14 protein-coding genes are annotated in these 19441 nt (G+C 62.7%); 1 reads left to right on the top strand and 13 read right to left on the bottom strand.

Annotated features, from left to right (window positions below):
* The 7 genes from AB4Z15_RS08350 to AB4Z15_RS08320 all read right to left on the bottom strand — a co-directional run bounded on the left by AB4Z15_RS08350 (position 1) and on the right by AB4Z15_RS08320 (position 8385).
* Positions 1-999, bottom strand: coding sequence for an ABC transporter permease (locus AB4Z15_RS08350; RefSeq protein WP_442016904.1), 999 nt, complete (start codon positions 997-999; stop codon positions 1-3).
* Positions 996-1880 (bottom strand): ATP-binding cassette domain-containing protein, encoded by an 885-nt coding sequence (locus AB4Z15_RS08345; RefSeq protein ID WP_442016903.1) that lies wholly within the window; start codon positions 1878-1880, stop codon positions 996-998. Before AB4Z15_RS08345 ends, AB4Z15_RS08350 begins: the two co-directional genes overlap by 4 nt.
* Positions 1881-2194: 314 nt before the next feature.
* Positions 2195-3205 carry a Gfo/Idh/MocA family oxidoreductase gene (locus tag AB4Z15_RS08340; RefSeq protein ID WP_442016902.1) on the bottom strand — a complete coding sequence of 337 codons (1011 nt, stop codon included), beginning with the start codon at positions 3203-3205 and terminating at the stop codon, positions 2195-2197.
* Between the two features lie 22 nt (positions 3206-3227).
* A complete protein-coding gene (locus AB4Z15_RS08335; protein ID WP_442016901.1) occupies positions 3228-4688 on the bottom strand; it encodes an APC family permease in 1461 nt (486 codons plus the stop codon).
* Between the two features lie 32 nt (positions 4689-4720).
* Entirely contained in the window at positions 4721-5734 is a 1014-nt protein-coding gene (locus AB4Z15_RS08330; RefSeq protein WP_442016900.1) for a D-2-hydroxyacid dehydrogenase, read from the bottom strand.
* A 69-nt stretch (positions 5735-5803) separates the two neighbouring features.
* Positions 5804-7564 (bottom strand): IlvD/Edd family dehydratase, encoded by a 1761-nt coding sequence (locus tag AB4Z15_RS08325; RefSeq protein ID WP_165478340.1) that lies wholly within the window; start codon positions 7562-7564, stop codon positions 5804-5806.
* 53 nt (positions 7565-7617) lie between these two features.
* A complete protein-coding gene (locus tag AB4Z15_RS08320; RefSeq protein WP_442016899.1) occupies positions 7618-8385 on the bottom strand; it encodes an SDR family NAD(P)-dependent oxidoreductase in 768 nt (255 codons plus the stop codon).
* A gap of 190 nt (positions 8386-8575) precedes the next feature.
* Between AB4Z15_RS08320 and AB4Z15_RS08315 the strand changes: the two genes are divergently transcribed.
* Entirely contained in the window at positions 8576-9760 is a 1185-nt protein-coding gene (locus AB4Z15_RS08315) for a Gfo/Idh/MocA family protein (RefSeq protein ID WP_442016898.1), read from the top strand.
* 77 nt (positions 9761-9837) lie between these two features.
* On the opposite strand, the gene AB4Z15_RS08310 is transcribed toward AB4Z15_RS08315, so the two are convergent.
* The 6 genes from AB4Z15_RS08310 to AB4Z15_RS08285 form a co-directional block, all read right to left on the bottom strand.
* The gene (locus AB4Z15_RS08310) at positions 9838-11193 is read right to left on the bottom strand and encodes an aldehyde dehydrogenase family protein (protein ID WP_442016897.1); all 1356 of its coding nucleotides are present in this window, start codon (positions 11191-11193) and stop codon (positions 9838-9840) included.
* Positions 11194-11286: 93 nt separating this feature from the next.
* Complete coding sequence (iolD, locus tag AB4Z15_RS08305; protein ID WP_442016896.1) at positions 11287-13248, bottom strand: 3D-(3,5/4)-trihydroxycyclohexane-1,2-dione acylhydrolase (decyclizing); 1962 nt, start codon at positions 13246-13248, stop codon at positions 11287-11289.
* A gap of 191 nt (positions 13249-13439) precedes the next feature.
* Positions 13440-14573, bottom strand: a complete 1134-nt coding sequence (locus AB4Z15_RS08300; RefSeq protein ID WP_242633463.1) for a Gfo/Idh/MocA family protein — start codon at positions 14571-14573, stop codon at positions 13440-13442.
* A gap of 81 nt (positions 14574-14654) precedes the next feature.
* On the bottom strand, positions 14655-16415 hold the full coding sequence (locus AB4Z15_RS08295) for a hydantoinase B/oxoprolinase family protein (RefSeq protein ID WP_442016895.1): 1761 nt from the start codon (positions 16413-16415) through the stop codon (positions 14655-14657).
* A gap of 2 nt (positions 16416-16417) precedes the next feature.
* On the bottom strand, positions 16418-18508 hold the full coding sequence (locus tag AB4Z15_RS08290) for a hydantoinase/oxoprolinase family protein (protein ID WP_442016894.1): 2091 nt from the start codon (positions 18506-18508) through the stop codon (positions 16418-16420).
* 33 nt (positions 18509-18541) lie between these two features.
* A complete protein-coding gene (locus AB4Z15_RS08285) occupies positions 18542-19441 on the bottom strand; it encodes a fumarylacetoacetate hydrolase family protein (RefSeq protein WP_442016893.1) in 900 nt (299 codons plus the stop codon).

Raw genomic sequence — 19441 nt, 5'->3', positions numbered from 1 at the left:
TCAGTCGGACTTCCAGCGGTTCAGTAGGACGGCGAGGACCAGGATCACGCCCTGTACGCCTTGCTGGAAGTAGGAGGAAACGCCCATCAGGTTCATACCGTTCATCACCACGCCCAGCAGAAGCACGCCGATGACGGTTCCTCGGATGGTGCCCACGCCGCCAAAGAGGCTCGTTCCGCCAATGACGACGGCGGCAATCACCTGGAGTTCGTAGCCGGTACCTGCCACCGGCGCCGCGCCGTCCAGACGCGCTGTGAGAACGAGTCCGCCAAGGGCGGCAGTGACGCCTCCAATGAGGTAGACGGTGAACAGTACGCGGCTGGTGGAGATGCCGACTTTCTTGGCCGATTCCTCATTGCCGCCCACAGCGTAGACATGGGAGCCGAATTTGGTTCGGCTCAGCACGAACTCGCAGATGATGGCGGCCACCAGGAAAATGATCACGGGTACCGGGACGGGCCCAATGAAGCCGGATCCCAGCCACTCGGCCGGTCCGCTCAGGCCGGAGACAACCTGCCCGTCTGTGATCACCAATGCTGCTGTGCGGGCTATGGCCATGGTGGCCAAAGTGGCCAGGAAGGGAAGGATGGCTCCCCAGACAACCATCGCCGCGCTCAGGAAACCGACCAACAGCCCGACGCCAAGTCCGGCGATCAGCGGGAGCCAAAAGGCGCCGCCGCTGGCAGGAGCGAGCAGGGCGAAGGTCATTCCAGCCAGACCGACTACGGAGCCCACCGACAGGTCGATGCCTGCCGTGATCATGATGAAGGTCATTCCCAGTGCGATCAGTCCGATAATGGAGGACTGCCTGACGACGTTCACGATGTTGTTCAGGGTAAGGAAGTTCGGCGCCGCTGCTGCGAGGAAGACCAGGATCACCACGAACAGGATGATGATTCCGTAATCGCCAATGAAGCGCTTGACCTTGGTGGCGGTCATGCCTTCCTTGAGGTCGGCGGGGCCCAGTTTGGTCTTGATGTTGTCCATGGTGATGCTCATGAGTCGCTCCCGTTCGTCGTACCGCGCGCGGCCAGGGCATCAACGGTTTCCATTGATGAAGTGCTTCCGATCCTGCGGCGTTCCTCAGGGATGCCGCTGCCGGTGTCCACGTAGTCGTCCAGAGTGCCGTGGGAAATCAGGTGGGCCACTTGGGCTTCGGAAACCTCGCCGACGCGGAACCGCCCCACCACTTGCCCTTGGCGCATGACGGCGAAGCGGTCTGCCACTGCGAAGGCTTCGTCGAGGCGGTGGGTGATGATGATGACGGCGATGCCCAGGTCCTTGAGGCGCTGGGTTACTTCGATGAGCTTGTCCACCTTGGCCACAGACAGGTTCGCGGTGGGCTCGTCCATGATGATCAGGCGTGCATCGAAGGCAAGGGCGCGTCCGATTGCCACTGCCTGCCGCTGGCCACCGGAGAGTCGCTTGACCTTCAGGCGCGGGTTGATGGGGATGTCCAAGCGTTCCAGTACCCGTTTGGTCTCGGATTCCATCTTCTTCCTGTCGATGATCCTCAACAGCGGACCCAGGATGTTCTTCTGCGGCTCCCGCCCCAGGAAAATATTGGTCCGGACATCGAGGTTGTCTGCCAAGGCAAAGTCTTGGTACACCATCTCGACGCCTTGGTCGCGGGAAGCGGAAGGCGTTGGGAACTCGGTCCGCGTCCCGTCCAACTCAATCGAACCGCGGTCAGGCTGGTAAACGCCCGTCAGCACTTTCATGAGCGTTGACTTGCCGGCGGCGTTGTCTCCAAGAAGTGCGAAGGTTTCGCCGGGCATGACATCGATGCTGACTCCGCGTAAAGCGGACACCGCCCCGAATGTCTTGTGTATGTCCTTGAGGGCGACTAGCGGAGCTGTCGCCGGTGGTGCGTCGGTCATCTCATCCTCTTTTGATAGGGCCATGCAAATGAACCGGTGAAACACCTTTGACAGATGGCCCATCAAACGACGTTGTTTGACTTTGCAGACTTGGGGTATTTCCAAGGAAGCCCCGCAGCTGCGTGACCCTTGCCACACTGTTTCACTTACTTGAACTTTGGCGGACCGGAGAATGCGGCAGATGTGCCACTTTGAAACACCGCCTCGCCTTGAATTGTTGCCGTGGGAAACAATTCACTTTCCTTAAAGGGCAAAGCCCGGCCCGGGCACGGATTGTTGCGAAAGAATCCGTGCCCGAACCGGGCAATCCAGGGTCAGGCCGAGAGGTCCACTGCTATCGCTCCCCCGGTCCGGGCGGATTTCTCCGCCGCGTCAGCCAGAATCAGGGCCGCACGGCCGTCCTCGAAGCCGGGGCTCCGGGAGGGAAGCCCGCGGACAGCGCGCAGGAACTCTGCCACTTCAAGCCGGTACGCCTCCGCGTAGCGCTCCAGGAAGAAGTTCTGGTATGGACCTATCCCCTCGACGGACCGGGCGCCCCAGTGCCGGACCAGGCTATCGTTCTTGTTCGCCACCTGAAGCAAGCCCCCGGATCCGAAGGCCTCGATGCGCTGGTCATAGCCGTACGCAGAGTGCCGCGAATTGAGGATGGTCACGAGTTCATCCTTGGACCCACGCAGCGTGACGACGGTCGAATCGAAGTCATCGGCCGCGCGGATAGCGTCGCTGAAGACGTTTGCTCCCTTGGCCGAGACCTCCACGATGTCAGGGATGAAGTAGCGAGCCATGTCCAGGTCATGGATGGTCATGTCCCGGAAGATCCCACCGGACTGAAGAAGGTACGCCGCAGGAGGTTCTCCGGGATCCCTGCTGGTGATAATCAGTTGTTCCAAGACACCGATCTCGCCCGCCCCCACACGCCGCCTGAGCTCCACGAAATGCCTGTCAAAGCGCTTGTTGAAGCCCAGTGCGATGGGAAGGTCGGCAGCTGCCGCCTTGGCCCGGAGAGCATCGACCCGCGCAATCTCAAGGTCGATTGGCTTCTCGCACAGAACCGGGATCCCGGCGTCGATCGACTGTTCAATGAGGTCCACGTGAGTGGCCGTCGGAGAGGCGACAATAACGGCGTCGACTTCCCCGGAAGCAAAGACCTCATCCGGATCGTCGCTCACGCGCCCACCGTATTCGGCGGCTGTTCGCTTGGCACCCTCTATAAAGGGATCGCACACCCAGGCCAACGTTGCTTCTTCCAAGGTTGCCAAACTCATGGCGTGTACTTGACCGATCCTGCCGGTCCCGAACAGGCCAACTCTGATCTGTTTCGTCATTGAGTCTCCAGGTGTTGAAGTGTCATTGGTCGATTTTCTGCCGGCCCAAGCGTGCATAAACATCCGGACGCTTTGAACGCAGGACGTACGCGTAGATAATTCCGCCAACGAACAAGGCGAAAGTGAAGGTCATGAAAATCGCAGTCATGAGGGCTGAACCGCCGATCAGTTCCGGGTAATTCGCAATGGCCAGGTAGGTGATCAAGCCGAGGAAGATCACGCTGACTATTGGCGCCACAATGGTCTTCCATACGGATTCCGGAGCGAAACTGCGACGGCGAACAAAGTAGACCAGCACAGCGAAGCTCGTGATGAACATCAAGAGCAGAACGGAGAAAGTGCCACTACCGCTCGCGATCGGGTAAAGAGCTTCAGGAGCAACTCCCACCACAGTGAAAACCACTGTGGCTACGGCCCAGAGAAGGCCCACGCCCACTGCCGAAACGTAGGGTGACTTGTGGCGGGGGTGCACCCGGCCCAGGGCCTTCGGAAGCGCCCCATCAGCGGCAAGCGAGAAGCTGTACCGCGCAGCGATGTTCTGGATGGACAGCATGGAAGCCAGGATGGACGTGATGAGCAGGACAATCCCGACGTCTGCAAAGATCTTGCCAACCAAAACAGTTGCGCCGTCGTTGAACAGGTTTACCGTGTTGGCCTTGGCTTCTTCCTGAACGTGGTCAGCTCCCAGGAATGCCGTATAGGCCCAGGCGGCCGCCGCGTAGAACAGACCGATGCCAACCACCGCCAGGTAAGTTGCCCGGGGAATCGTCCGGTCCGGATTCTTAACCTCATCGCGGTAAATGACCGTTGCCTCGAAACCGAAGAAGTTGCCAACCGCAAACAGCAGTGCAAGGCCCAATCCGGCGTCGGTAATCCAAGGCATGGAGAATCCGACGCCTTGGGACACATCGCCTGAGGCAAACGCCGCAACATCGAAGATGATGACCACGGTGGACTCCAGCAGCATGACAACTGTTAGCACCTTCGCAGAAAGGTCGATCCGGTTGTACGCCAACATAGTGGTGATGACGATGATGCCCAGCCCGTACCAATACCACGGGATTTCCGGACCGCCCATGGTATTGACCACAAAGCTCTGCAGCGTGAGGGCGAACAGGGACGGCGCGAAGAATCCGATGAAGATGTAGCCCACCAGGGCCAAGAGCGCCCCGCCAAGCCCCGCCGGCTTTCCCAGCCCTGCGGTGACGAAGGAGTAGAAGCCACCTGGCGCCTCGACGCTCCGGCTCATCTTGACGAACCCCACCGAGAAGATCAGCAGCATCAGCGTCACCAGGAGATAAATCCCCGGAGCAGTGTGGCCGCTGAAAAGTAGCATTACGGGCAAGGTGCCGGCAACGGTGGTCAGCGGGGAAGAGAACGCGAGCACGTTCATCACGAGCTCGCCCACCCCCATATTTCCGCTGAGCTTGTTTTCCTGGGTCTGGGTAGGCGTTATTGGCTTGCCTTTTATTGAGCTAGACATGTAATCCTCGTCACGAAATTTAGAGTGCTGAATCACACTATCGACGCGGATTGTGGGAGTACTGTACCAGCTTGAGACAGCCCTTTTGGAGCAGTCCCGCCGAGCTTTTTCAGGTCCACGACGTCGCCCAGCGGCTGCCCTGTCTTCCACTGCTGCAGGTTCTTTGCAAAGCAGTCCACCACACGTCCGCGCCACCCGATCAGGTCACCGGAGGCATGGGGCGAAACCAGGATGTTGCTGCGGCTCCACAGCGGATTTTCGGCCGCCAAGGGTTCGTTCTCGAAAACGTCCAAGGCTGCCGCACCCAAGTGACCTGCGTCGATCGCATCGAGGAGGTCCTGCTCCACCACCACGGCCCCGCGGCCTACGTTGACCAACCGGGCACCGGCACGCATCTTATCGAACCGGGCGGCGTTGAACAGGCCGCGGGTCTCCTCCGTGAGGGGAACAGTCAGCACCACGTCCTGGGCCTTTCCAAGGAGCGCATCCAGCTCTACGAAGGAGGCAATGGCGCCCAACTGCTTGTCCTCGCGGGCGGTCCGGCCCACCACCGACACCTCCATGCCCGCCGCGCGCAACAGCAATACAGTTTCGCGTCCCACCGGTCCCGGGCCGACCACCAGCACGTTGCGGCCCAGCAACGGCTCGGTTTCCCGGTGCTGCCATGTCCGCGCCTGCTGCAGCTCGATGGTTCGCCGCAGATCCTTGGTGAACATCAACAGCACGCCAAGGACCCATTCCGCGATGGGCCTCTCGCACACGCCCCGTGAGTTGCTGACAACAATGTCGCTGTTGATGATCTCCTCGGTCATGAGGCTGTCGACGCCGATGCTGGAGGTGTGGATCCACCGCAACTGTCCCGGGCCAACGTCGCGCAGGAGCTTTGTCCGGAAATCGTTGAGGAACAGGATCTCCGTTCCCGGCAGCGCCGCCCGGAACTCGTCCGCCGTCCGGACCACCACCACCTCCGCTTCGTCCTTCAGACGTTCCACGGGTGGCACCGGCCGGCCCTCCTGGACGATGACAATCACTTTAGGTCGTGACATATTTTCTCCTTATTAAGGGGCGCTTCCGCAGGAGCGCCCCTAAAACTCGTGCTTAGTATCGGCGGCGGCCTACCAGCCGCCCTGCCAACCGCTCATCAGTCCGTACGGCAGCCGTTGCGGCTCTTCATCCGGCAAACCCTTGAGGAAGTCGAAGTCGCAGCCCTCATGTGCCTGGTTCACGTGGTCGATGAACAAACGTCCGTAGCCGCGCCGGTATTTTGGCGCGGGGAGCTTGAGCTCGGCCAATCGGGCCTCGATCTCTTCGGCAGGGACGTCCAGGTCGAGGCGCTGATTTTCGACGTCCAGCACGATCGGATCGCCGTCGCGGACAATGGCCAGCGGACCGCCCACAGCAGCCTCCGGCGAAACATGCAGGACCGTGGTGCCGAAGGCCGTGCCACTCATTCGCGCATCGGAGATCCGGACAATGTCCCGGATGCCCCGGCGCAGCAGCCTCTCCGGAATGGGAAGCATGCCCCACTCGGGCATACCGGGAGCTCCTACGGGGCCGCTGTTGCGCAAGACCAGTACGGAGTCTTCCGTGATATCCAGATCTGGATCATCAATCCTGCGGCCGAGGTCGTAAATGTCCTCGAACACCACCGCCGACCCCTTGTGCTGCAGCAGGTCCTTGGAGGCTGCGCTTCTCTTGATCACGGCACCATTGGGTGCCAAGGAGCCACGGACGACGGCGATGCCACCTGAAGCGTCGAAGGGTTCTTGGAGGGTGCTGACTACGACGCCGTCCGGCTCCGGTGCCGTCTTGTAGCCATCTTCAAGGGACTCACCCGTGACGGTGATGGCGTCCTTGTTCAGGAGTGGCGCCAGCTCCTTGAGTACCGTGGAGATGCCACCTACCTGGAACAGCTGCTGCACCAAGTATTCACCCGATGGGCGGACATTGACGATGCGAGGCGTGCGCTGCGAGATTTCGTGGAAGCGATCCAACGGCAGCTCGTAACCAACGCGCCTCGCTAGCGCCAGGAGATGCACGACGGCATTGGTGGAGCCACCTACAGCCATCAAGAGCGTGATGGCGTTATCAAAGGCTTCTTTGGTCAAGATTTCGCTGGGTTTCGGCCCCTGGGTCAGGGCCATTTCCACTGCCCTGCGTCCTGTGGCTTCGGCTGCTTGGGCGCGGCGCGCGTCCACTGCAGGGATTGAGGCAGTACCCGGCAGGCACATGCCCAGGGCTTCGACGAGGGATGTCATGGTGGAGGCAGTGCCCATCTCACTGCAGTGTCCGGCAGATGGTTTCGCTGCGGATTCAAGCTCGTCGAAGTCCGCCTCGGTGATCTTTCCTGCACGCAACTCATCTGCGTACTTCCAGGTGTCAGTGCCAACCCCGAGCTGCTTCCCCCGGAAGTGGGCGGGCTCCTGGGGGCCTCCCGTCAGCATGATGGTGGGAACATCCGCACTGGCGGCACCCATGAGCTGTGCTGGGACGGTTTTGTCACAGCCGCCCAGAAGCACGATGGCATCCAGCGGGTAGGCGCGGATGGACTCTTCAACGTCCATGGCCATCAGGTTCCGGAACTGCATGGCAGAGGGCTTCATCAAGCTCTCACCCAGGGAGATCGTCGGGAACTCCAGCGGCAGCCCGCCAGCCATGAGGACCCCGCGCTTCACGGCGTCGGCCAACAGTTTGAAGTGGATGTTGCAGTTGACCAGTTCCGACCAGGAGTTTGCTATGCCAATGACTGGCTTGTCTTTGAGGGCGAAGCGTGAGAAGCCTTCAGCCTGGATGGCGGTGCGGTGTACGAATCCGGTGAGGTCGTGTGGCGCGAACCATCGTGCGCTGCGGAGGTCGTTGTAGTTCGACTCGGACATATCTTTCAAGGCTCCTTGGCTTGTTTGTCTCTATGAGGTCTTGGGTGTGGCAGTTACGCGGCGGATGTGCCGCCGTCGAACGCCATGCTGGTGCCGGTGGCGAAGGTGCCGTCAACGGCCAGGAAATAGATGGCTGCTGCCACCTCCTCGGGATCAGCGAACCGGCGCAGCGGCACAGTGCTTTGCTTCTGTTGCAGAGCCAGGACGGGATCCGGCTCGGCGTCCAGGCCCGAGCGCAGCATGGGCGTATCAATCGGACCGGGGCAGACGGCATTGACGCGGACATTGGGCGCCAGCTCCACGGCAAGCGCCTTGGTAAGCCCCACCACGCCCGCCTTGGCTGCGCAGTAATGGGCCAACCCGGCGACCCCCATGGTTGCAAGGTCCGAGGCGACATTGACGATCGCCCCTCCCCCGGTTCTGCGCAGGTGGAGTCCTGCTTCTCGCGCGACGTAGAACGTACCGGAGAGGTTGGTGTCCAGCGTTTCGCGCCAGCGGTGCTCGTCCAGGTCCTCAAGGGCCGCGAAGCCGGCAACACCCGCGGCGTTGACGGCCACGTCCAGCCCACCGAGGGAGTGAATCGCGCCCCGGACGCCGTTCCGGACTGATTCGGCGTCGGCAACGTCGGTGATCACCTGGTAAGCACCGCCGTCGATGTCGTCCGCCACGCGCTGAAGTTCCCCCGCACGTCGGCCAAGCAGGGCTACGCGTGCACCCCGGGCTGCGAACAGTTTCGCGGTCGCTTCCCCGACGCCGGACGTGGCGCCTGTGACGAGCACCCGCAAGGGTTCCGTCCGATTCCACGTGTTGCGGTCCATCATCGTCGACAGGCTCCTCTTTTTTGGCGTTGCTGGACTAGTACGTTCCACTCAAACAGCAGGAGGCCTTCGCTGGATGTCTCAGATTGAGACACAGCGCACACTCCTGGCGTTAATAGGCTGATCCGCAGATGCTGCCTTTCTGTGCGGCACAGCACACCGCCGGAGAACGGCACAAACTAAGGAGTCCACTTTGGAAGACCAGAACCGTATTGGCGTTGGCCTCATCTCGGTGGGGTGGATGGGGCGCCTGCATTCCCGCGCCTACCTCGCCACCAAACAGTTCTTCCCTGAACTGCCGCGCCACCCAGAGCTTGTGATCGCCGCCGACCCCGACGACGCCGGCCGCCACCACGCCGAGGACGCGCTCGGATACAAGGAAACGGCTACCGACTACCGCAAAGTGCTCGAGAACCCAGACGTCGATGTCGTCTCGATCTGCTCCCCCAACTTCCTGCACCACGAAATCGCCCTGGCAACCATCGAAGCGGGCAAGCACTTCTGGATCGAGAAGCCCATGGGCCGCAGTGCCCGGGAATCCCGCGAGATTGCCCAAGGTGCCGAGGCTGCTGGACTCATCACGTCCGTGGGGTTCAACTACCGGCATGCACCGGCCGTAGCTGAAGCCAGGCGGCTCATCCGCTCCGGGGCGCTGGGCAAGGTGACCAACGTGCAGATCCGACTGCTCACCGGTTACGCTTCGGACCCCACCCAGGTTTTCACATGGCGCTACGAGCAGGCACGAGCGGGCTCCGGTGTCCTGGGCGATGTCCTCAGCCACGGTTTCGACCTCGCACAGTTCCTGGTTGGGCGCATCACTTCGCTCAATGCCGTCACGGAGACATTCATCAAGGACCGCCCGCTGCCCGCCGGCAATTCTTCCAACTCCTTCGATATGGGCCAGGCCTCCGATGTCACCCGAGAGGTGGAAAACGAGGACTACACCGCTATGCTGGCCCGCTTCGAAGGCGGCGCGATCGGCATGTTCGAATCCACGCGCGTTGCCATTGGGCCGCACGCCGAATACATCATCGAGGTGTACGGCACGGAAGGCTCGCTGCGCTGGAACTTCGAACGAATGAACCAGCTTGAGCTCGCCACCGACCGCAGCGGGTACCGCACCATCATGACACCACCGTCCTATGGCGAATTCGGTCGCTTCCAACCGGGCCCCGGCCCGGGCATCGGCTTCAACGACCTCAAGACCATCGAGGCCGCGCTGTTCCTGCGCTCCGTCGCTGAAGGAAAGCAGTTGGGACCCTCCGCCGCCGATGGTTGGTCGGCTTCGGAGCTGGTGGATGCCTCGCTGCGCAGCGCCGGTTCCGGCGACTGGGTGGAGATTCCGGAAGTCTCCGGGAAGACGACGTACGGGGCCTAAGCCCTTTGGACACAGAAGGAGGCCGGATCGCGATGATCCGGCCTCCCTTTTGGTGCGCTGATTTTGCTGCGCTGAAGCTACTTGGCGAAGCGGAACAGCTTCTTGTTGGCGAATTCCAGCATGCCCACCTTGCCGAGTTCGCGGCCGTACCCGGACTTCTTGACGCCGCCGAACGGCACGTCCGCACCGCTGAGGTCGTAGGCACCCACGAAGACCATACCGACGTCGAGCTGGTTGCCGACGCGCTCGGCGCGCTCCACGTCGTCGCAAATCACCACGGAGCCCAGGCCGTACGGCGAGGAGTTGGCCAGTTTGATCGCTTCCTCGTCGCTGCCGACCCTGTACAACTGGGCCACGGGGCCAAAGAGCTCCTCGCTGTAGACATCCATGGACGGGGTGATGTTGGTGATCACCGTCGGCGTGAAGACGTTGCCCTTGGGCTCATTGTTGCCCACCAGGATCTCGGCGCCCTGGTCCAAGGCGCCCTGCACCTGCGAGGCCAGGAATTTGGTGGCCGAATCGGAAGACATCGGCCCGAAATCGCCGTTCTCGTAGGACTGTCCGGCGATGGCGGCCTTGAACTTCTCCGAGAACTCGTCGAAGTACTTGTCCATCACCACGATCCTCTTGGAACCGTTGCACGACTGGCCCGTGTTGCCCATGCGGCCCATTACGGCCTTCTTCACCGCAAGGTCCACGTCGTCCGTGTCCAGAACAAGGAACACATCGGCGCCGCCAAGCTCCAGTACGCACTTCTTCAGCGCGCGCCCCGCCTGCTCAGCCACGATCGCTCCCACCTGCTCCGAACCGGTAAGTGAGACACCCTGCACACGGTCGTCGGCAATGATCTCCGAGATCTGCTGATGGGTGGCGAACAGGTTGACGTAGGCGCCCTCCGGGAAGCCTGCGTCGCGGAAGAGTTCCTCCAGCGCCAACGCCGATTCGGGGCACTGGCTGGCGTGGCGGACGATAACAGTGTTGCCCAGAATGATATTCGGAATCGCGAACCGTGCCACCTGGTAGTAGGGGTAGTTCCACGGCATGATGCCCAGGATCACGCCAAGGCCCTGGTACCGGAAGAAGCTCCGGAGCCCGTCGGCTACTTCGAGTTGCTCATCGGCCAGCCATTCCTCGGCATGCTCGGCGAAAGCAGCTGCGATGGACCCGGAGAACTCGGCCTCGCCCACGGCCTGCTGCAGCGGCTTGCCCATTTCACGGTTGATGATGGCGGCCAGCTTGTCCTTGCGCTCGACAAACAGGTCCGCAAGACGCTTGGCCAAGGCCGCGCGCTCGGCCACCGTGGTGGTGCGGGACCACTCCTGGTAGGTCTGCTGGGCGGCGCTGAGCCCGGCTTCCACCTCTGCGTCAGTGGCGGCGGGGTACTCAGCATGGATGGTTCCGGTGGCCGGATCAGTAACGGCAAATGCGCTCATAATGAATGCTCCTTTGTTACGAAAATCAGAAAGAACGGGCAAGCCCGTAAGACGACGGGCGGGACCGCTGCGTAGCGATCCCGCCCGGTGCGCTTAGCGCGTTTCAGGTGCGGTGGTGGCAGCGTAGAAGCGCTGGCGCTCACGGCCCTTGAGGTGCTTGGCAGCACCCTCCAGGGTGGCGGGTCGCTCCGAAGTCATCGGAGCTCCAACGTCCCAGAAGGCGCCATTGCCGGAAAGGTAGCGCCACGGCTCAACACGGGCCACGATCACGGCGGGGCCCTCGGCTTCCTGTGCTTCGGTGAGGGCGGCCGAGAACTCTTGGATCGTCGTCGTGGACCAGGCAGCACAGCCCATGCTGGCTGCGTTGGCTGCGATGTCGAAGTCGAGGATCGCCCCGTCCAGTCGACCTGACTCTTTGCTGCGTTCCCGGTACTGGGTGCCGAATTCGCGGCCCGGACCACCCTTAGCAACCTGGAGGGGCCAGATGCACTGGTGTCCGCGGTTGTCGATCACGATCGTGATGATCTTCTTGCGTTCCTGGACAGCCGTGACCAATTCCGTGGGCTGCATGAAGTAGGTACCGTCACCGATCAGGACGTACACCTCGCCCGGCGCTTCGGGACGGGCCAAACGGTAGCCGAGGCCGGCCGGGATCTCATGGCCCATGCAGGAGTTGGCGTATTCGAAGTGAATTTCGGTGCCGTTGGAGGGATCCCACGCTTTATGGATGCCTTCAACCACGCCGCCGGAGCCCAAAATCAGGGCATCGTCGCTGGTGGTGCGCTTGTTGAGTACGTCAATCACCTGGGCCTGGCTCATCAGTTCGCCGGCGAAATCCTGAAGGTCGTGCTTGCGCACCTCCTGCGTGGCCTTGCGGGCATCTGCGATGTCGCTGCGGAACTCGTCCGACGTCGAGTATCCGACGGTGGCGAGGCGCTCCCGCACGGCGGCCAGGTTCAGCTTGGCATCCCCGATCACGGGGAACGAGCCCATCTTGTGGGCGTCGAACGAACCCACGTTGAGGTTCACGAACTTTACGTCCGGGTTTTGGAAGAGCGAGTGGGAAGCGGTGATGAAGTCCTGCAGGCGTGAACCCACTGTCACCACCACATCAGCACCATCTGCGATCTCGTTGGCGCCCACGGTTCCGGTCACACCCAGCGCACCGAGGTTGAGATCGGTGATGGGTCCGCTGCCCTTGCCTGCGTAGGTCTCTGACACCGGGATGCCGAATTCCGCGCTGAAGCGTGCCAGTTCGTCTTGTGCCTTGGAGTAGCGGACACCGCCACCGGAGATCAGCAGCGGACGCTTGGCGTTGCGGATGATTTCGACGGCGTCGCGCAGCTCGTCTTCAACGGCCGGGCGACGGCGGATGTGCCAGACGCGCGGGGTGAAAAAGGACTCCGGGAAGTCGAACTCGGCACCTTGGATGTCTTGCGGAAGGCAAACCACCACGGCACCGGTTTCCACCGGGTCGGTGAGGACGCGCATGGCCTCCGGGAGCGTTGACAGCAACTGTGCAGGGTGGGTGATCCGGTCGAAGTATCGGCTGACGGGACGGAAGCAGTCGTTGGCGGAAACATCTCGCTCAACGGGGTGCTCGATCTGCTGCAGCACCGGGTCGCCGAACCGGTTGTTGATGATGTCCGCGGGGAACAGCAACACAGGGAGGCGGTTGGTGGTGGCCGTGGCGGCACCGGAGACCATATTGGTGGATCCTGGGCCTGCTGAAGCGGTGCAGGCCAGAGTGGCAGCACGGTTGGAAGCCTTCGCGAAACCAATGGCCGCATGGACCATGGATTGCTCGTTCTTGCCCTGGTAATGCGGGAAGTCCACGCCGTATTCGTCGATGCCCTGGGCCAGGCCAACGGAGTTGCCGTGCCCGAAGATGCCGTACATACCGGCGATCAGACGCCGTTTTTCACCATCGAGTTCGCTGTACTGGACCTGCAAATACTCAACGATCGCTTGTGCGACAGTGCGGCGGCGGACGGCCTTTTTATCGGCTGCGATATTGACCTCGGTGCCGATATCAGCAGCGGCTGTGCTAGTCATGGGTTCTCCTAAATTCGTAGGTGCGTCGGCATTTGCAAACCGATTCGCCCGAACATCAGGTTTTCACCATGGGGAAGCAAAGTTGTGTCCCAGTTTGGGACGCAGCAACCCATGTGCCCGGACACGAAAACAACAGCAGCCGACGGCGGTACGCGCGTACCGCCGTCGGCTGCTGTTTGTTTTCGGTTGTCTTAGTCGAAGCGGTAAGGCTCCTGCGGTCCCACGGAGGGCAGCGGCCGGGGCCGCTCGCAGGTACTTTTGATCGCGATGTGCTTGCCCTGCTCCGAGGACGCCTCGAAGGCGAGGAGGACTTCCAGGACGTGGTAGGCGAAGTCGCCGCCGGTCCGGGGTTCCACGCCGTTGCGGATGGCGTAACCGAATTCGGCCAGGCCGATGCCACGGTAGGCGTCGTCCCGGTGGGTGATGGGTGTTTCGCGCCAATCTCCGCCACCGGGAGGGGTCATGTCCAGTGCAAGGTCGCCAGGCTCGCCGCGGCGCAGCACGGGAGCGCCGGAGAAGTGGTCCGGGTTCGGGGCGGCCAGCGAACCGCCCGTGCCGTAGATTTCCAGGTGCGGCAGGTTGTGGTTCCAGATGTCCCAGCTGACGATCACCGTAGCTGTGGCGCTGGACTCGAAGTCGAGGGTGCCCGTGACGTGCGTAGGGGTCTGGATCTGGATGACTTCGCCCTCCTTGCCGGGGCGGGGACGGGTCTCGGACGAACGCGGCGTGGTTGCTGAGACGCGGGAAACGGGGCCGAAGAAGTTCACCAGGTTGGTGATCAGGTACGGTCCGATGTCCAGCATGGGGCCAGCTCCGGGGCTGTAGAACGGGTCCACGTTCGGGTGCCAGTGCTCATAACCGCGGCACGCGAAGGACGCGAAAGCTGCAACAGGCTCACCGATCCAGCCGTCGTCGATGAGCTTGCGGCTGGTCTGCATGCCGGAACCCAGGAAGGTGGTGGGAGCGGAGCCAACCTTGACGCCGGCTTCCCGTGCCGCGTCCAGGATCTGCTTCGCTTCCTCAAGGGACGTGGCGAAGGGCTTCTCGGAAAGGACATGCTTGCCGGCCGCGATCGCCTGGAGGGTGACCGGTGCATGGAGCTTGGGCGGCGTGAGGTTGAGGACCAACTCCACGTCTTCATCTGCGAGCAACTCGTCCGGGGTGAGGGCCTTGGGAACGTCGTACTCGGCAGCACGCTTCCGGACTGCCTCGGGGTTCACATCCGCGAGCGCAACGATGTTGACGTCGGGGTGGACGCCGATCTTGTCCAGGTATTGGTTAAGTACATTTCCGACGCCGATGATGCCGACTCGAATGGGTTCCATGTGAATCTCCGTAAATGTTTGTTGGAACATCCCGAGGCGAGGAATATACCCCGCCTCGGGATGGGTTGCGATAGCTGTCGGCTAGCCGGCCAGGCGTTCCTGGCGGGCCTTCGCTGTGGCTGCCTCGTCAACTGCGCCGTCGGTGATGACCACGCCGTAATCGGCAGCTGCTGCCTCGGCAGTGACGCGGGATTCCCGGTAGTCGTCGAGGACTGCGAGGACGTCACGCTCCAGCGGATCGCCGTAGCCGCCACCGCCGGGGGTGATGGATACGACCTTCTCGCCCGACTGCAGGTCGTAGCGGCCTACTACCGGGATCTCGCGCCGCTCGCCGGTCTTGAGGTCCTCTACCCAGGCGGACGGTTCTGCCCCGTCGTGGCCACCACGGACACCTTTGGGCGGGTTGATCTTGCCTTCGATGCCGTAGGTGAGGGTGACGCTCTCCCCACGGGGTTCCATGGTGACGCGGGTTGCGAGTCCGCCGCGCTGGCGGCCGGCTCCGCCGGTGTCTGCTACCAGGGTGCGTTCGTGAACCAGGATCGGGTAGCGCTGCTCGTCCACTTCCACGCTGTCGTGGTACAGCAGGGCGCCGCACACTGGACGCTGGTAGGTGGGCCATCCGTCGACGAACGGGGTAGCCGGCCCGCCGACACCGCCTACCAGGATCTGGTTTACATAGGCGTTGCCGTTGCGTTCGTCCGTGCCGGAGATGACCGACTTGGCGGGTGCCTGGCCGGCCGCACCCTCGGCGGTGCCGTATCCGTCGTCGATCTGGGAGAACGCGGCCTGGACGATGTTCACTACGCGGTCGGCGAGGTTGGTGGTGCCCGAGGAGCAGGAGTACGGGTGCTTCGGAACACCGACGGCGCAGCCGTCACGCAGCAGCACTTCCACCCGGCGGAAGGTTCCAGCGTTGCTCGGCAGGTTCTCCGGAATACCGGAAAGGATGCCGGCCAATGCGGCGCCGGTGGCCGTTGCCTTGGTGAGGTTTAAGCCGTTGGGAAGGTTGTCCGGGTTGTCGCGCAGGTCGATCACAATCTTGCCCTGCTTGGGCTTCACCTCGAGGGTCGCCTGCAGCTGCACGCCGTCCGGTCCGGTGCCGGGGAAGGGATCGTGGGCAGAGGTGCCGTGGAGGACGTACTCGGGCAGCTTCTCGATTGCGCCGGCGGTCAGTCGCTCGGAGTAGTCGAACCAGGCGTCCACAAAGTCCACCAGGTCATCGACTCCGAACTTTTCTGCGAGCTCGTGGATGCGGCGCTCGGCGATACGGGAAGCACCCACGGATGCGAGGTAGTCGCCGTACCACTGGTCGGGCACACGGATGCGGGACCTGCACATGCGGATGATGTCGTCGATGTCTGTGTAGTCGCGCTGGATCCGGACGCAGGGGAAGATCAGCGCGCCTTCCTCATAGACATCCCGCGCTGTTGCGAAGAACGTGGTGGGAAGCGAGTTGCCGCAGTCGGCCTGGTGGGCCTTCGTCACGGCGGTGAAGAGGTGGCGTCCTTGGATGAAGATGGGCACCAGGATCACGTGGTCTGCAGCGTGCGAGTTACCCATGTAGGGATCGTTGTGCAGGAACGCGTCGCCTTCCCGGATGTCCTTGTGCAGTTCCACCATGTCTTCGCCCAGCGGACCGGCACCGAAGACGTGCACGGGGACTCCTTCGGCCGCGGCGAGCAGTTGGTTGTCTGCAGTCAGTACGGCGCAGGAGAAGTCGCGGGCGGTGTTGATGACTGATGAGCGGGCGGAGCGGAGCAGGCCGTTGGTCATTTCGCGGACGATGCCGTCGAATGCGTTGGCAAGGACCGAGAGCTTTACGGGGTCGAATACGCGGGTCACGGTTACGCCTCCTTACGGGTGAGGTAGATGTTGGATCGTTCATCGAGCGTGGCGTCCCACTCCGGCGGCACGACGATGGTGGTGGTTGGCTGGTCGATGACGGCAGGCCCGATGATCTTGTCGCGGGGGGCGAGCGTCACGCCGCGGTAGCGCTGGGTGCTGAAAGGTTCGCCGCCAAACACGATGTCGTCGGTGCGGTGGATTTCCGCCGTTCGGCTGAGTTCGCTTTCAGACTTGGCGTTCTCCGGACGCGGGATCTCCACGCGGACGCCCCAGGTGATAATCTCCACGCGGCTGTCGGGGTCGTGGGTGCCGTTGCGGCGGTCGTGCTCTTCGTGGAAGGCGCGCTCGATGATGCCTGCCGCATCGCCGGTGGTGTCCGGGGCGGCGTCGAGGTAGACGCGGAGGTCCCAGGCCTGGCCGGGGTATCGGGCATCCACGAAGTAGGTGACCTTGGGTGCCTCGCCCACGCCATCGAAGCGCTTCACGAAGGCCTCAGCCTTGGCTGTCAGGTCCTCCACAGCGCGGGAGGCCGAACCGGCGTCGAAACTGCGGGTGTCGTTGTGCAGCGGGGAGAGGAACTCTGTGGCGATCGGGGCGCGGTGGGCGCCGTAGGCGGCCAGGACGCCGGCGGTCGCCGGGACAAGGACGGTGTCGGCTTCCAGAAGCCTGCCGATGATCGCTGCGACCATGGCACCTGCGCCACCGCCGGCAACAATGAGCGCGCCCCGGGGATCAACGCCCTGTTCGAGGGCAGACTGTCGGATGGCGGTGGCCATGTGGTTGGCGGAGACATCCAGGATGGCCTGGGCGGCCTGCAGGGTGTCCATCTTCAACGGCCCGGCGATCCGGGTGTCAATGGCCTTGATGGCAGCCTCGCGGTTCAGGGTGAAGCCACCTTCGAAGCCCTCTGTGTCGAGGTAGCCGAGCGCCACGCAAGCGTCCGTGACGGTTGGTTCTTCGCCGCCGCGGCCGTAGGCTGCCGGACCGGGGGTGCTGCGCGCACTCTGCGGGCCCACGCGAAGCAGCCCGCCGCCGTCGATCCAGGCGATGCTCCCGCCGCCGGCGCCAATGCTCGACACCGCTACGGAGGACAGGCCGGTGAGGTGACCGACGAACGGCTCCCCCAGCCACGCTTCACGGGTGTGACGGACCACGCCGTTCTCCACCAAGGACACATCGAAGGTGGTGCCGCCCATGTCGCAGACCACCACGGTGTCGTGGTCTGGAGCAGCTGCCGCACCCACCAGCGGTGCCATGGACGGGCCGGAGTTCAGAAGCAGGACGGGACGGTCAAGGACATCGGCGACGTCGAGGACGGCACCTTCTGAGGTGACCACCAGCAGGTCCCCGGCGAAGCCGTATTCCTGGAGGTCGGAGCGGAGCTTGCCCAGGTGGTCGGCCATCAACGGCTTCAGGGAAGCGTCAATCGAGGCTGCCGAGGAGCGGCGGTATTCGCGGATGGTGGGATTTGCCGCGTTGGAGAGCGTGTACGGAACGCCGGGAAGAATTTCCTGGATCAGCTCGGCAACGCGCTTCTCGTGGAGGTCGTTGATGATGGACCACAGGAAGGAAACCGCAACGGCCTCGATGCCCTGTTCCTTGAAGGATCCGAGGACTTCGCGGACCTGTTCTTCGTCCAGTGCCACCAGGACTTCGCCCTCGGCAGAGATGCGTTCGGTGATTTCGAAGGTCAGCTGGCGGGGAATGTACGGCGGCGGGTAGGCAGCCTTAGAATCGAACGCGTCACGGCGGCCGCCTTCGCGCAGCAGCAGGGTGTCGGCGAAACCGTCCGTGGTCAGCAGTGCCGTCTTGGCCACCTTCCCGGTGAGCACTGCGTTGGTGGCGTGGGTGGTGCCATAGACAATAACGTCTGCGTTGCGCAGGACCTCGTCACCGCTCCAGCCAACGGACTCGGCTGCGCGGCGTACGGACGCTTCGAAGCCGGTGAACACGCGGTCGTAGGTGGTCAACGCCTTGCCGACCGCCATGTCACCGCTGTTGGAACCAACCACGACGTCGGTAAACGTACCGCCGGTGTCGACGGCGATGCGGTACCTGGCCTCACTTGCTTGTGTTTGTACATCACTCATGGTCTTCATTACTTTCGTAGAGTTTGCAGGGGGTTATACCTGGGGCTTGCCCACGGTGTTGCGGAGCAGCCCCACCTTGTCGATCTCGATTTCCACCGTGTCTCCCGGTTCCAGCCAGACAGGCGGATTCCGCTTGGCACCAATGCCCTGCGGGGTCCCTGTGGCAATGACATCGCCCGGTTCCAAGGTGAGGAAGCTTGAGAGGTAGGAGACGATCCGCGCGATCGGGAAGATCTGGTGGCTCGTGTTCGAGCGCTGCACTTCGATGCCATTCACACGCGTTGCGAGGCCCAGGTTTTGGGGATCGCCCACTTCGTCCAGGGTGACCAGAGCAGGGCCCCACGGGGTTGACCCGTCCACAGCCTTGCCTGCCAGCCACTGGGTCCCGCGGTACTGCAGGTCGCGGGCGGTGACATCGTTCAGCGGGGAAAGTGCTGCAACATAGTTCAGCGCTTCTTCTTCGGTGACTCCGCTGGCCTTGCGCCCGATTATGACTGCCAGCTCGCCCTCGAAGTCGAGGCTATCGCTGACCTTCGCACCGCCGATCTCGTCCTCGGGTCCAACCATGGTGGAGGCGAACTTGGCGAAAACGTCCGGGTACTCCGGGAACGCTCGGCCGGTCTCGGCAACGTGGTCCTTGTAGTTCAGTCCGATGCACAGCACCTTGGAAGGATTGGGTACAGGGGTGGTCAAACGGATTTCGGAACGGGTACCCACATGGGCTTCGGGGTCCTGACCAGCCAATGCGCTGACCTCGGCCGAAATGGCCTCAAGCCTGTCACCGTAGAATTCCAGGAACTCCCGGACGGACGTCGTGGCTCCGTGCACCGCCTGGCGGGAACCCTGCAGCAGCAACTCCAGGTCATAGACGGTGTCATCGATCAGGACGCCGCCGCGAACGCCGGACTCGTGTTCGTAGGAAACAATCTTCAT

It is taken from the genome of Paenarthrobacter sp. 2TAF44 (genome assembly GCF_052114885.1).
GTDB lineage: Bacteria > Actinomycetota > Actinomycetes > Actinomycetales > Micrococcaceae > Arthrobacter.
This window is presented reverse-complemented; position numbering and strand designations above follow the sequence as displayed.